The sequence below is a fragment of the Clostridium sp. genome, assembly GCF_051656525.1.
Lineage (GTDB): Bacteria > Bacillota > Clostridia > Clostridiales > Clostridiaceae > Clostridium.
Genome location: NZ_JBOGCC010000107.1, coordinates 1 through 15,366, shown reverse-complemented (window position 1 = coordinate 15,366; position 15,366 = coordinate 1). Strand labels below are relative to the sequence as shown.

General features: G+C 29.1%; 18 protein-coding genes. All 18 read left to right on the top strand.

Annotated features, from left to right (window positions below; all coding sequences use genetic code 11):
- Positions 1-1,716: 1,716 nt before the first annotated feature.
- The 18 genes from ACRDDY_RS04770 (at position 1,717) to ACRDDY_RS04685 (ending at position 15,186) form a co-directional block, all read left to right on the top strand.
- Positions 1,717-2,364: a hypothetical protein gene (locus ACRDDY_RS04770; protein ID WP_438563828.1), complete on the top strand. Its 648-nt coding sequence runs from the start codon at positions 1,717-1,719 to the stop codon at positions 2,362-2,364.
- A gap of 87 nt (positions 2,365-2,451) precedes the next feature.
- Complete coding sequence (locus ACRDDY_RS04765) at positions 2,452-2,745, top strand: hypothetical protein (RefSeq protein ID WP_438563827.1); 294 nt, start codon at positions 2,452-2,454, stop codon at positions 2,743-2,745.
- Between the two features lie 189 nt (positions 2,746-2,934).
- Positions 2,935-3,159, top strand: coding sequence for a hypothetical protein (locus ACRDDY_RS04760; protein WP_438563826.1), 225 nt, complete (start codon positions 2,935-2,937; stop codon positions 3,157-3,159).
- Between the two features lie 272 nt (positions 3,160-3,431).
- Entirely contained in the window at positions 3,432-4,079 is a 648-nt protein-coding gene (locus tag ACRDDY_RS04755) for a hypothetical protein (RefSeq protein WP_438563825.1), read from the top strand.
- Between the two features lie 76 nt (positions 4,080-4,155).
- On the top strand, positions 4,156-5,535 hold the full coding sequence (locus ACRDDY_RS04750) for a hypothetical protein (protein WP_438563824.1): 1,380 nt from the start codon (positions 4,156-4,158) through the stop codon (positions 5,533-5,535).
- Between the two features lie 129 nt (positions 5,536-5,664).
- The gene (locus tag ACRDDY_RS04745; protein ID WP_438563823.1) at positions 5,665-6,051 is read left to right on the top strand and encodes a hypothetical protein; all 387 of its coding nucleotides are present in this window, start codon (positions 5,665-5,667) and stop codon (positions 6,049-6,051) included.
- 67 nt (positions 6,052-6,118) lie between these two features.
- A complete protein-coding gene (locus ACRDDY_RS04740; RefSeq protein ID WP_438563822.1) occupies positions 6,119-6,406 on the top strand; it encodes a hypothetical protein in 288 nt (95 codons plus the stop codon).
- A 3-nt stretch (positions 6,407-6,409) separates the two neighbouring features.
- Positions 6,410-7,237: a hypothetical protein gene (locus tag ACRDDY_RS04735; RefSeq protein ID WP_438563821.1), complete on the top strand. Its 828-nt coding sequence runs from the start codon at positions 6,410-6,412 to the stop codon at positions 7,235-7,237.
- Positions 7,238-7,369: 132 nt separating this feature from the next.
- On the top strand, positions 7,370-8,197 hold the full coding sequence (locus ACRDDY_RS04730; RefSeq protein WP_438563820.1) for a hypothetical protein: 828 nt from the start codon (positions 7,370-7,372) through the stop codon (positions 8,195-8,197).
- 45 nt (positions 8,198-8,242) lie between these two features.
- Positions 8,243-8,416 carry a hypothetical protein gene (locus ACRDDY_RS04725; RefSeq protein WP_438563819.1) on the top strand — a complete coding sequence of 58 codons (174 nt, stop codon included), beginning with the start codon at positions 8,243-8,245 and terminating at the stop codon, positions 8,414-8,416.
- Positions 8,416-8,808, top strand: a complete 393-nt coding sequence (locus ACRDDY_RS04720) for a type II toxin-antitoxin system death-on-curing family toxin (protein ID WP_438563818.1) — start codon at positions 8,416-8,418, stop codon at positions 8,806-8,808. The genes ACRDDY_RS04725 and ACRDDY_RS04720 overlap by 1 nt, the downstream gene beginning before the upstream one ends.
- Positions 8,809-8,838: 30 nt before the next feature.
- Positions 8,839-9,009, top strand: a complete 171-nt coding sequence (locus ACRDDY_RS04715) for a hypothetical protein (RefSeq protein WP_438563817.1) — start codon at positions 8,839-8,841, stop codon at positions 9,007-9,009.
- Positions 9,010-9,119: 110 nt separating this feature from the next.
- Complete coding sequence (locus ACRDDY_RS04710) at positions 9,120-10,046, top strand: tyrosine-type recombinase/integrase (protein ID WP_438563816.1); 927 nt, start codon at positions 9,120-9,122, stop codon at positions 10,044-10,046.
- Positions 10,047-10,081: 35 nt separating this feature from the next.
- Entirely contained in the window at positions 10,082-10,552 is a 471-nt protein-coding gene (locus ACRDDY_RS04705) for a hypothetical protein (RefSeq protein ID WP_438563815.1), read from the top strand.
- Positions 10,553-10,704: 152 nt separating this feature from the next.
- On the top strand, positions 10,705-11,484 hold the full coding sequence (locus ACRDDY_RS04700) for a hypothetical protein (protein WP_438563814.1): 780 nt from the start codon (positions 10,705-10,707) through the stop codon (positions 11,482-11,484).
- 202 nt (positions 11,485-11,686) lie between these two features.
- Positions 11,687-12,328: an HNH endonuclease gene (locus tag ACRDDY_RS04695; RefSeq protein ID WP_438563813.1), complete on the top strand. Its 642-nt coding sequence runs from the start codon at positions 11,687-11,689 to the stop codon at positions 12,326-12,328.
- 196 nt (positions 12,329-12,524) lie between these two features.
- On the top strand, positions 12,525-13,487 hold the full coding sequence (locus ACRDDY_RS04690) for a hypothetical protein (RefSeq protein WP_438563812.1): 963 nt from the start codon (positions 12,525-12,527) through the stop codon (positions 13,485-13,487).
- A gap of 916 nt (positions 13,488-14,403) precedes the next feature.
- A complete protein-coding gene (locus tag ACRDDY_RS04685) occupies positions 14,404-15,186 on the top strand; it encodes a ribonuclease H1 domain-containing protein (RefSeq protein ID WP_438563811.1) in 783 nt (260 codons plus the stop codon).
- Positions 15,187-15,366: the final 180 nt, after the last annotated feature.

Below are 15,366 nucleotides of genomic sequence, written 5' to 3'. Positions count from 1 at the left end.
TGAATCCATGAGGGCGATTCTAAGCTAGTTTTAACAATTTTATAATATAAATAGTCTATCGGCTATATCTAAACTTCCTACAGGTCTTTTAATACGAATAAGACCATATAGGGAGTTTTTTAATTTTAGCCTCCTTTTGCAATTTATGAATATAACACTACATTTTCTTGCTTATTGGCGATAGAATCACGATAGGTTGTTTTTCATGCAATTTTATAAAAATGGATATTGATATTGCATTGGTATTTCTTGATATATCTAAGTACCTGAACACGTTGATACGACAGACATTACGATAGTCGGTTTTTACTCCAAAAGGGTTGAATTTAGAAAAATGAGATTTCAAAAGGGCAAATTGGAGAGTTCAAAAGGGCAAAATTGGGTGGTAGGAATGGTGTGTTATTTTGATAACTAACCCACGAATCGTGTCGAAAAAGGGCGAACTTCAATGAAACTATCCCCCTATACTTTATAGAGTATAGTGAGTGCAACATAATTATAATATTATGTTGCACTCATATTTGTATATATTGATATAACACAGTTTAAGCCAATTTGAGGACTTTTTAAGATTAGGAATATATTTGATTGAAGCTTCTTTGATTAGTCAAGAGATTACAGTGTTTTAAGCTTATAGGTATATTGAAGTAACTCAACTCAACTTTAGAAGATATAATTTAGAATTAGAATTATTAATATTTATCACACAAACATCACATCACTACATATCACATTGCAATATTTACCATCACATCACATACAATAACAATAAGATTTAAGTTTGTAATATCATCTTTTGACTAGCTTTTTTAAAAGTATTTTTTCGTGTATATAAGGAAGTTAATTTTTCATCCAAAATATTTAAAAATAATTGTTGACTTTTATTTCAATATTTTATACAATGTAATTAAGCAAGACAACAACAGAAAAAAACAACTTAAAAAAAATAATCAAAAAAGTAGTTGACATTAAATTAATAGTTTGCTACAATGTACTTAACAACTTAATCAGGTCATCGAGTGAGCGATGAGGTATTTAGTCCTTAACTAAGGGGTGAGCCGTCCACCATGGAAGACACGGTACTCTCACGGTAAGCAAAAAAATTCCTGAAAAAGTTTAAAAAGTAGTTGACAAATAAAATTACATCAATTACAATTAAATTAAGTCAAGGCGGTGCGATGGTATTGACCGACTGGGCTTAACGGGGTAATAGAGTATGACCCGTATAACTCACTCTATATAATAGAATATACCAAGTTTTAAAAAGTTTTAAAAAGAAATAAAAAAAGTGGTTGACAATTAAAAACCACTGAGCTACAATTAAATTACGGTAACAAGTTCACACTAAACTTAAAAAAGTGTAGGTCTAAAGGATTGACTATACCGACCTTGAAAACTAAATAGAACTCGCTAACATTGACACAAGTTTTCCGTGGAAATCGGAATAGAATGTTAGAGGCGGTTCATGTAGACATTAAGAGTTTTAAACCTTTTTCAAAAGCTCTAAAATCAATTTGGAACTTTTGAAGTGGGCTTAAAACTTGCTAATCTAAAGTAAAGATTAATACTCTACAAATTGTGTCACCTACAACATTGGCTTCACTGAATGCTAAATAGTTGTTAGAGTAGACCACAATAAAAGAGTAAAGTCTCAGCGATAGAGAAGCAATAATAAAAGCAAACAAAAATATAAAAATAAAAAGGTGGTAATTAAAAATGGAAAATACAATAAAAGCAATAAGAAACGAAATAGTAGAATTAAGAGGGGCAACAGTAAAAATATTTGGTCAATCTCAAGTATTAAAATCAGAAGTTGAAGCCTTAGAAATCGACATAATCGACGTACTAGAAAACTTAGAATCTAGCGAAGTAGAGACAATAGAAATATCTGTAATGTGTTCAGATTGTGACGGTGAAGGTTGTGAAGAATGCGATTTCGAAGGCTCAGTTTATACAGATATGGAAGCTACTAAAGCAATCGAAGAATTATACGATAGAGGAGACTTAAAAGAAATTAAATGCAATAACTCTTATAATTGGGGTTCTCCTGTAACTAATGATTTCGACTTTAAAATATACCAAAACTTACAAACTGACACTTACTATGTAGAATTTAAAGTACACAGATATGGAGACGTTAGAAGCAACTACACGGAATCGGTAATATTAGAGTTTAACGATGATAACAAGTTCTATGAGTTATTATTAGAATCAAACAAGATTATTGAAGTTGACGGGTTCGATTGTTATATAAGTATATTCTCAGATATAGTAGAAGTTAGTCACGAAAACGGAGAACATATAACAGATATATGCGCTTGTGACATGGATGAGTTAATAGAAGAGTTAAAAAATTTAAACTAATATAGATGATAGGTTCAAGGGATTATCCTTAAAATCCCTTATAGATGATACTAAAAATACAAATTATAAAAAGGATGGTATAAAATTATGATGGCATTAAATACAGTTAAACACATGAATATAAAGGAAGCTAATTTCGATAGAGTGTATGCAGATAATAAGGAAACAATATACAATATAGATGGTGAAATATTCTTTATAGTGTATAGAGTTAATAACGACGTTAACGGGAATCCACTTTATAAGATAATAATAGAGGATAAAGAAGGTAATAATATAAACCACCTTTACAAAGAAAAAGCTTATAGAACATACTCAAAGGGTTATAGTTTATTACAAACTTACAACTTAAGCAATAAGCTAGAAAATTTATTTAACTAACAGAAGGGATGACATAACGACATGGTCAAAGACATAAACAGCATTACACTAGATGAGGTAATACAATTACATAAGAAGGGGCTTGCTTTTATCATAAGGGACGGCAAGCTCAAAGGCTTCACAAAATAAGAATGATAATAAAATTACATGATGGTAAAATTAAAATTCAACTTTCATAGGAGGTTTAAAATGTTGTATAGTATGAATACAGATAAAAGAACTCAGTTTATAAAAAATGTATTAAAAAATGAAGGTGATAAGCTTGACTTAACCAAGTTAGCTAACTATACGGGCATTGATTGGTTTTTATTAAAAGACTTGGTAGAAGGGGCAAATATAGAATTGTCGGAAAGTAGAGTCGAAATTTTAGAGATGAGACTATTAAATAGAGGATATCAACAATTTTATAAATAAAAGTATATTTTAAGGATGAGGGTAAAATAAATATATAGGAGATGGTAAAAATGAATAAGGAAATAAGAATTGTAAGAGATAGTTGTATTATTATAGTTAAGCATTATTCACTTGATAGTAAAAAAAGTATCACGTTACAACGCAATCACGATGTTAAGTATAGATTGGCTTAGATTATAGTATTTAAAGATTCTTAGATGATACTTATTAGTAAGTATTATCTATAGAGTTTTTAAACTCAAATAAATTATAAAACAAGGTGGTAATTTAAAATGAAAAATGTAAAGATGATGGTAGTTAAGGCAGCAAAGGAAGTAGCAAAAGTAGCTTGTATAGTTGGGTTAACTTTAACGGTTAATAGTATGATTGATAGCAAGAATGATGTAGAAATACTAACAGTACCAACTGTAATATCTGAGGTTAAAACAGAATCAACAATTAATGATAGTACAGAACTTGAAGAGGTGGTAACAGAATCAATAGAAGATAATATAATTGATGTAGTTGATACATATGTTAATGATAGTAAAATTAAGAATGATGTTAAAATAGATACTAGTAACAAAGGTGTGTCAATTAAAGCAGAAAACTGGTTATCTAGTGAAGATGATGAGAATAAAGATTTGACTGGTAATGTTATTATAGAAGATGATAACAGTATAATAGAAATAGATAAAGAAACTTATGACGAAATAGAACATGGAGAAAATTCAGATCTTGATGGTGATGTTTATATAGATGATGAGGATATAATAAATAGTACTACAAAGTATACAGAAGATGATTACAATAGATATGTAGTATATAGAGAAAGTCTAATATCTGAATATGGTCAAGAGGTTTATGACTTAATGAACCAAGAGGCAGGACTTGAGAATGAAGAACAAAGTTTTATACACTTTATGAAGTATGGGATATAATCCTATACTTCGTGTATAAATGATACTAAAATAATATGAATGATAGTAAATTAAAAATTAAAGGAGATGATGTAAAATGAAGATAACTAAAAAAGCTGTGTTAGAGTTTGTAAGAGAGTGTAAAAGAGATAAGTTTGGTTGGACTATATATAGTTGTGGTTTCTTTACTAGAAAAGATGGCACTTTGCAAAGTTATATACATTATACAGGTCAAGGCATGAATTCAGATTTATATAATGGTAATTATGTTAATAAAGTTGATGTAAATGATCTTATAAATGATAGAGAATACAATCAAAAAGATAAAGTAGAATCAATATACGATACAGTAAATGATCTTATAAATGATAGTAAACTAATTATGCTATACGGTGATAAGAATGATAGTGATAATGATAATAATATATTAGAATCTACCAATGTTGATACAGATGATAGTGTTTATACAACTAAAGTAAATGAATTGACTGAAAAATATATGCATGAAAGATATAAGTTAAATAAAGAAGAATTTATACTATTATTTGAAAAATATGTAGGCACAATAAGCAATGAAAAACAGGCACAAATACAAGATGATAGTACTTTTTGGTACGCAGGAACTAACCAAAAGAATCTAGAGTATATGAATAACCTTATGTGTAAAAATATTATAATTCTTGGATGGGGTAAAAACAAAGATGATAACAAAGACGATACACCAATAGATAGTGATAGCTGCATAAATGAAGATAAAAACAAGCTATCTAGGTTTCTAAACTTACATGACAAAGTTAAATTAGAAATCATAGTGAACGCACTAGATATGTCATTCAAGAAGGTAAGAAGTTATAACATAGATAGTTTAAGCTTATGTTATCACTACATGAATGGAATTATGAATCATAGTTTTTCTAGTAGCTTATACGGTCGTATAGGTGATAGTAAATTTAAAGATATATTTGAAATATGTATATTTAATGAGCTAAAAGAACATAATTTGAATGTAGATGATAATGATTTATCAGTAATAGTTATTAACACAATTTATAGTATAGTTAATAAGCTGCAAACTAAAGTTTACTTTGATGGTGGATATCATGTATCAATAGAAGAGTATAAACAACTGTTAGATAATCCTATAAATGATAGTACAAGAGATGACATTATATCTATAGTTACAGACGTTTTAAATGATGACAAAATAGAATATTCAATTGATGGTGAATATAATAACGTATATGACCTACTGAATGAAAGTAACATTTTATCCCATAAAAACAGTGTTGAGTACTCCAATTTGTTGTATGAATTCGATGTAAAATACATTAAAAAACATCCTGAAGAGTTTAAAACATATGAAGATATTATTCATACCGACACATGGGATGATAAAGTTGATAGATATATGAATGATAATGTATATCCTATATTAAAGAACTTGAAAACTGATGCTATAAATGATATTATTAATTAAATACCTCAATTCTATCATCTTATTATATATGAGATGATAGAATATATTTATATGTAAAAAAAGATTAATAAAGTGGTTGACAAATAAATCAAATGATGATAGTATTATATATACAAGGAGTTGATATAAATGATAGTAAAAACTAAGATATGTACTAAATGTGGAGCAGAACACACAGGAACAAAAGATGAGCTAAATAGATACTTCTCATGGAATAATAAGTCTAAGAGAATATTAAACTCTTTATGTAAAGATTGTAATAGGAAGAGATGTAGAAACTTTAGAAATGATAATAAAGATAAGTATAATGATATAGCTAGTAAGTGGAGACAAGAAAATAAAGACTATTCAAGTAATAGAAACGCTTATCAAAAGCAACTTTCTAATCTGATTGATGGTGAATTAAATATCATGAACGAGTGTGAGCTGCAAGAGATGGCAGAAATACTATCTAATAGATTAACAGAAGTAAGGAAGCAGATAAGAGCAATTAAAAAGAATAGTCAAGAAAGATAATATAGTTGACTCATCTGAATGAAGGTGATAGTATTATACTATAAATAAATATAAAGGGTGAATACAAATGAAGGTAAACGACAATAATACTAGTGAGTTAATAATACACAATAAAACAAGATTGTTTGGTGTATGTAGATATGAATTTATAATTGATACTAACACAGGGACATATAAAAGCATAGAGACGTATGATGACAATTCTTCACTCGTGGAGATGATAGTAAAAAAGATGGTTAATGGAGTAGAGACAGACATATCACATGATGACGCTATGTTAACATATATGTATAATAGTCTAAGTAATAATTATATGATAGTTGATAATAATAAAATTATATATAAAGGATGGTAGAATATGAGAAGAACAGATTTATCAAGAAAGATAGGAAAAGCAATATCTGCTATAAGTGAAGTAGTTGAAAGCACTGGTACAATAGATATTAAGATGGCAACACAATTGATTAAGAATGAAGTAGATCTTAGAGCAGATAAACCAGTAGAGGCCGGAACAGTAACAATAGTTAACTTTAAGGATGATGATTTCGAAGGTACAATCAAGAGAACAGATATCTATAATGTTAACCCAATATCAAAAGAAAACGGTGTAAATGATATCAAAACTAATCATGGTATGGTGCAGCTAAAATATTTAAATGATGGTTCATTAATAGAGGTAGGGTTAGTAGTTGAAGTTGAATATTTAGATAACTCATACAATAAACATACAACATATGTAACATTAAAGAATGAAAAGATATATATGTCATATGATGTTGTTAAATCAAAAGATAGTGAAGAGATGATAGCTAAAGTTGACTACCTTGAAGAGAATACAGTATTAGATGATAATAATGAAGTCATAGGAGACTGCATAAACGAAATCGCTGTGGATGATGATATAATAGTCAATGAAGATGTTCAAACTGTTATAAATGATACTGTAGAGACTCAAGAGGTTATACATGATTATAAATATTATATAGGTGTAGTGGTATCTGGAATATTTGCTAATAAATTCTACAACTCAAAAGCATCTGATGAGCTAATAGACATAGTAACTAATAAGATACACAATATATATGTAGTAGGATACTTAGAAGAATTATATACAAAAGATAATATACTAGATGATACAACAGAAGGTGTTAACATAGTAAATAAGATACTAGATTCTCTATTGTAGATGATAATATAAGCTCATTATATATGGGCTTTATTATTAAATATAATAAAGTAAAAATAATAGTTGACATTTAAATAATAAGTATGATAATATGTAATTAAGATAATAATAAGAATACAGGAGATGATGATAATGAAAAAACAAGAAACAAGAATAGAGTTAACAACACAATCATTCACAGATTTAATGAACTTAGGTGGCCATGCGATAGTAGATTTAAAACATGTACCTTTTAATGATTTTACTATGGTATTGCCATCAATAACAACAGATAGAATGACCGACGAAAAATTAGAAGAGAACTTTGAAAAGTTTGAGAAGATCACAGGTGGCAATATGACAAAGAAAGAGAAGGATGAGTTTTTAGCATCTGTAAGAGAAGGTATGTTTAATAGTCGTTGTACGATTGATGTGAATATAGATGATAATATAATCACTCTACAAGAATCAGGGACTTGGACTCTTCAAGTAACTTTCAATGATATTGAATTTGATTTAGATGATTATGAAAACTATTCAGATGCTTTTAAGGATATTTCATTTAAAGCAGATAATAAGCAGCTAGAAGAATCCTTTGGAGAAAACGAAGAGTTTACACTAGTAATCATGAGAAATATAAGCCTGGCACTTGGAACGATTTCTTTCTTACAATCAGATAAGATTGATACAGTTAAATCAATATCTAAATTAAACATGATACCAAGTAAAAAGAAGGGTAAAAAACAATCCAAGACGTATATATATAAGAAGAGATATATATTGGATGATAACTCAGTTGGATATATATCAAGAGATGTTGAAACTAGACAATATGATAGAAAAACTGAATCATGGTTCAGCAGAGGACATTGGAGAACTCTAAAAGATGGAACTAAAACATGGGTAAAGAGTTCAATCAAGAAGGCAAAAGAAGCTGTATCAAATGTAGCAAAAGAGTATAAGATAACAAAAGTAAGATAGTAATAGAATCACAGATTATTAAAAATATAAAATGGAGGTAGTAATATGACTTACGCAGAAAAGATAGTTAACATTTGTAATTACTTGACAGAAGAGGAACAAAGAGAAATATATAATTTTGCAGAATGTGTATCCATGAAAAAAGAAAAAAATATAGATGAGGTAGTTAACCAATCTATAAACAAAAACATCGAAGCATTAAAGGAGTTGGCCAAATAATGATAACCTTAACAAAAGATGAGTTACTTAAACTACATTCTAAAATAATAAAAGTATCAGGTGGAAGCGATGGAGTTCGAGACATAAACCTTATAAAAAGTGCGTTGGATAGGCATAAAACTACATTCGGAGGTATTGATCTATATGATAGTGTTGAGAATAAGATAGCAGCAACTACACACAGTTTAATATCTAATCATGGTTTTATAGATGGTAATAAACGTATTGGTGTTATTGTTCTAGATGTATTATCTTCTCTAAATGATATTGAATTAAACTATACTCAGAAAGATTTAATAGATTTGGGACTGAGTGTAGCAGAAGGGAAATATGATGATAGAGATATCTATAACTGGATAATTAAACATAAGGTTAAATCAATAAATGAGTAATTTTTAAATTTAATTTAGGAGGGTAAAATTATGAAAGAATGTTTATGCGGAAAGAAGGCGAATACTATAATACATGGGATGGGTGAATGTTGTATTAATAATAAAGATTGGGACTGTGTAAAATGTGGTAAACCAATAGATTTTATGGAAGGTTATAGTCACGACGAGATGTGTGAGGATTGTTACAATACTGAAAGATAGTTGTATAAAATCAAAAATAAAAGTTTAAAAACTAGTTGACAATATAATATTATATATGATAGTATTATATTAAGTCAACACAGTAAATAATAAAAAGGAGATGGTGTTATATGTTACCTATGATTATGGAAAGTTTTTTATTCCACTTAGAAGGTGAAAGAAGAAATAAGAAGACAATAGAGTCTTACAGGAAGAACTTGGTAAACTTTATAGATGATGTATTTGAAGGAAGAGAGCCAGATTTAAAAGAATATAAGAAGTTAACATCTGAAGACTTTATGAAGTGGGTGAATATATTATCCAATGAAAGAAAGCTATCAGCATCTACTGTTAACCAGAGAATAGCAACACTAAGAAAGTTTTATACTTATCTAATGGGTATGAAATTAGTATCAGTAAATGTACCACAAACAATAGGTGTAGTTAAGACAGATGAGTTATACGAAAGACCTATACTAGATGAACAGGAAGTAATTAGGCTAATAAATACAGCAAAGAAGATAGCTGCCGATGCAGGTAGCTACAATGGATATAGAGATGAGTTAATCATCACAATGTTTTTAGGAACAGGACTTAGAATAGAAGAGTTAAGTAATATATCAGTAGATGATATAGATTTAGAAACTGGTAAAATGGCTGTAGTAGGTAAGAGAGGTAAGAAAAGAGTTGTGTATGTACCTAAGAGTAAATTACCTATGTTAGAGAGTTATATTAAGCTAAGAGGAATACAAAAGAACAGTAAAAAAGAAGAAGCATTATTCCTTAGTAGACAAAAAAGTAAAGATGGTTATAGACTTAGTACAGATCAAATAAGAAGAGTAGTAGTTGGAATAGCTAATACCGCAGGAGTTAAGAAGATAACACCACATTCACTAAGACACACAGGGGCTACACTTCAAATAAAAAAGGGTGTAGATATCATGGATGTTAGTAAATGGCTAGGTCATAGTACAGTAGCAATTACAGAAAAAATATATGTGCATCAAACAAACGAGTCAGCTCAAAGAGTTGCAGATGTATTTGATAGCATATTCTAAATAATAAACTAATATAGATAAAGGGGTTTTTAATAATGTCTAGAGCAATGACAAGAGAACAATATCAAGAGAAGATAGATGGAATATATGGAGCAGGAGAATGGACAATACAAGAATATACAGGAACACATAGTCCACTAGTAGCAATTCATAAATGTGGAGCAGCTAAAAGACTTACAAGAGCATCCACATTTTCAAGTAGGGGGAAGGATAAATGCCAATCATGTCATGATAAAGAAACTGGAAGGAGTATAACAGGTAGGCCACGTTTACTAGAAGAAGATATAAGAAGAAGAGTATCCGAGGAAACATACGGAACATATGAAGTAGTATCATTCGTTAGTGGTTCTAACTTTGTAGTAAGACATAAAAGTTGTGATAGAAAACCATTTAGAACATCAGCTGCCAGATTCTTCAATCGTGGAGCAAGGTGTCAATGTAATAAAAAAGGATTAGTAGGAAGAAAACCAAATAGTTATATCAATCTTAACTCTGACTGTGAATAGATACAGTTAGGGTTATTTTTTTATTTATTTTTAAAATTATAGTTGACATACAATTAATTGCATGATATTGTATTTTATAGAGATGGTAGTAATTATTTGTCAACTATTGTCTACAAATATAAAATACATAAGATAAATGAAGGAGATTGAATATGAATAATTTAATGGTAAAACAAGAAGGACAAGAGGTAAGAATAACAAGTATAGAATTAGTGGAATTAATAAATAATTTTAGAGATTTAGAAGGAAACAGAAAAGTTTTGGAACATAGGGATTTTATGAAGAAGATAAGAAAAGAACTCGATGCATTGGAATTGCTTGGCTTAGACAACGGGGGAAATATTTCTTCCGTTGAATACACAGATAAAAAGGGTGAGAGCAGACCATGTTTTTCTCTTAATAGAGATGGTATGCTACAAATGTTAAATAGTGAAAGTACATTAGTTAGATACAAAACAATAGAGTACATAAATACATTGGAGCAAAAAATAAAAGAGCCACAAATACGCTTAACAGAAGAGGAGGAATTATCTTTAAAAATATTGAATGGAACTAGTGATGCAGTAGACTTAAAAAGATATAAAGATATAGTACAATTCAAAGCACTAAAAGGTGAAAATGCTATGCTAAATGCAACACAAGTAGTTAACCTATTAAAAGTAAATGTTCCTGATTTAACTACAACACTATTGCATGAATGGTTTGAGCATAAGGAACTAGGAGTATATAAAAAAATAGGCAAAGAGAAAAAGAGAACTTTCCAACCAAATGATCAATACATGAAATTTGTAGCTGGCGAAGGTCACGCACTTACTAGACCAACTACAAACACTAAGAAAGTGTATGTACAATATACATCATTAATGGTCGGAAGAATAATGAATCATCACATGAGTTCACTAATCAATTTTGTCAATAGTAGAGTTCAATAGAAACATTAGACTAGATTAAATTCTAGTCTTTTTATCATATATAATAAAATCATAAAATTGGTTGACAATATAATATTATATATGATAGTATCTAATTAAGATAAATAAACAAAACAACCTTAGAAAACATTATCATAGAGTTGACAAACAATTAATAAGGGTGTAGAATAAAAGTAAATAAAAAACTAAGGAGATGTTGATTATGTACATAATTAAAAAGGGACAAATAAAGGAAGTAGAAGTAGTATCAGCTAAAACAGGAGAAATGACACTAAAAGATAATCAAGGTAATATATACATAGAAAAACCAATAGATGTATGTATGACATATGGTGAAATAAAACTAAAAGGTAAAGAATCAGATATTAAAAAGAAATTTAGAAATAGTAAGAAAGATAAAAAAGGTAAGTGTAAATGTGCATGGTGTGGTAGAGAAGGTAAGAACCTTACAATAGATCATATAACATCATTGAATAGTTTTGGTGGTAGGGGTATAATAAGAAGAGATAAAGAGAAGTGGAAAATAGCCTGGGATACAAAGAATCTGCAAATGTTGTGTGAAGAATGCAATCAACGAAAAGGAGACTTCGTTCAAGAAGGAGCATTGTCATTAGATTATATAGATTTCCATGCAAGAATTAATAATAATAAGAAGAAACTATCTAAGAGTATACATAAAAACTCACCAATATCTAAGATAGGGTATGGCCTAGCAACAGGAAAATGGTCTAATAATAAGAAAGAGCTACCTGAATATGTAGCACGAGCAGACTCAAATATACTTAGATTGGACACTATACTAAAGAGTGTAGAAGCATATGATTTACTACCAACGACACTATAATTAATCACCTAGAGGAGAATTATCAAATTTTTCCTCTATTTTTTTACCCCAATTTAGTTTACAATGACCCTCATTTGGATATAATATAAGTATAAGGTAAAATAAAATTAAAAAATTTAAAAATAAAAAAGGACTTTTAAGTCAGTTGACAGAATATATATACTATAATAAAAAATAAAAGCGGAGGCGATGTAAAATGTTAATAAATAATAAGAGGTCTTTTGAGCAATACGCAATGAGCAATGGATGCACAGAGAATAGAATAGCTGTAATGGAAGGTGTATACAAGAAGTTAACTAAGTGGGAAATAGTAACAAAAAAATCAGTAAAAAATGCTTCTAGAGAAGAATTAATATCTATGTGTCAAAGTGGTGTCTCAACCATTGCTAATAGGTCATACGGAGCTATGAAAACAAGAGTAGATGCAGTAAACTATATTCTTAACTGGTTAAATAATGATACAAAATTATCTATGACAGACTTTAATACAACAGAAATATTAAAAGACAAAAAGATAAGATACTATACTAAAGAAGAAATACAAGACATATGTGACCTATTTATAAATGCTCAAGATAAATTTATTGTATATGCAATGTTTAGTGGAATACTTGGAAAAGGATATAAAGACTTATTAGAATTAAAAGTAGCTGACGTAGATTTAGATAATAAGATAATTACAACTCCAAGTGGTAAAATAATAGAGATGGATGACTACCTATTAGAAGTTACTAGAGAGACAATAGACCCTGTTTGGGGTATGACATACTATAAATATATGACAGAAGAGACAGAGGGTACTACAACAGGAGACTATAAGTTAAATGAGTGCAATGAATATGTATTAAAACCTAAACCATACAGTAAAAATAATGATGGTATGGATGCAATGAAAATTAATGGTATACAAAGAAGACTTAAAAAATTATCAGAATATTTAAATATCGGACTTACTGAAGAAGATCCTCATTTTGTATTAAGTGGTACTGATATATACAGAAGTGGACTAATGCATCAAATGAAAGAGGAAGAAAAATCATATAACTTCCCTTATAGTAGATGGACTTGCGCATCATTAGAAATATGGTTAAAGGAAAATGAAGTTAAGGTTCAAGCTTTTGAATTGTACAGATTATATAAAATTAAATATGGAATCTAAAACCTAAGTGAATATTTTACTTAGGTTTCTTTTTTTGTGTAAAAATAAATATAATAAAACAAATGTTGACAAATAAAAATAAATAGTATAAAATTTTGAATATGACATAAAATAAGATAAAATAAGATAAAATACACTGATAGCCCAAGTAGAACTGAGCTAACGGGCTTTATGCTTAGTAAGGATTGATATTACCTTTGATAATTAATATTAGCTGAATAACATAGGTAGGCTTGAGCCAATGTAGGGATTGATTCTAACCCTGATAATTAGACAAGTGTTAACACAACATGGAACGTGATAAAATACATAGTGGCAAGACAGGAGTTTCGATAGGATAGTCTTTTTTAATGTAATAAATAGTAACTTTGCTAGTTTTATAAACTAGAAGCCCTACATAACCTAAGTTAGTAGAAACCACAATTACTAAATTGCAGGTCAAAAACATTTTATGGGGGTAGTGAAACCGTACACTTTAAACGTAAAAGGAGTTATGACCACGTAAAAGTCATAGGGTAAATCAAGTGGCACATCATTCATTTGAAGTCCTCAGAGGGTAAAAGCTGATAAGTCCTCTATAAATATATAAATCAGGTTTGACGGGCAACAGCTGTGGGGAGTTCATCACATAAAAACCCCAAGTGTGGCTAGAGTACTGTATCTGTGATGGGGTATGAGTGCAGGAGCAAGTTAGATAGCAGCTAGTGGGTTGTGTGCTAGTAGAAAGACTTGTATGAACATGATGTTATAAACCTAACCCTAAGAATGTGGGAGCATCTCAAGGATTTTACGTTGGTTTATAGTTTTTCCAGCTTAATTATGCCTAGGGAAAACTATGTCCATTTACAAGCTCAGGATTTTACTTTAGGGCTATTGATTATAAAATAGATTATTTAACTTAAAAAGGAGATATGTTATGGGTAAAAGTAAAGCTAAGAAAAAAGCTAATCAGTTAAAAAGATTTAAAAGAAATGAAGAAAAAATAAAAGAATCTGGATTAACTCAAATTCATAATAAGTATAGAAAAAAAGTATGGCTATGTAGTAAATGTAATAATATTTTTTATGCTAAAAGAAGTCAAGTAGTTAAAAATCCTATATGCAGAAATTGCATGACAGGTCAATCATTCGGAGAACAGGTAGCTATAAACATCCTTACAAGTAATAATATTTCATATGAAAAAGAAAAGACCTATTCTAACTTAAAAGGATTAGGAAATAGAAAGCTCAGATTTGACTTTTATATAAAGAAACCTAACCTAGATGAATTTATTATTGAAATAGATGGTGGGCAGCATTTTAATAGTGAATGGTCTCAAAATACTATGGAGCATGATTTAATTAAAAATCAATTCTGTTTAAATCATAATATAAGATTATATAGAATTGAATATGTTTTTGGCAAGCTAGAAAAATTATCTAATTCTATTTTATCAGTGTTAAAGAAAGAAGGTTATAATGTTGAATGTGAATCTACAAATTCTTATACCGAGGTTAAGAAAAAGGAAAGTTCCGCTAAAAAAGGTACAACAAAAAAGGTAGCTACTATTAGTAAGTATTATGCTGTGAAGGTTGGAAGGAAAAACAATAAGATTGTTACATCTTGGGAACAATGTAAGAAGTTAGTTAATGGATTTTCAGGAGCTAAATACAAAAGTTTTAAAACTAAAGATGAAGCTGAAAAATATTTAAACAAATAAATTAATATGAGCCATTGGTTAATATTATACTAAAATTGTACGGAAGTTAAAATGGAAGTCAGTGGTCGATCTATCACCATATCTTTAGCAAGGGACTTACTTACTCAATTATTGTCATGTGATTTATTGGACATGGATACAATATTAATAAAATTACAACAAAATTTCTTTAGTTATGGG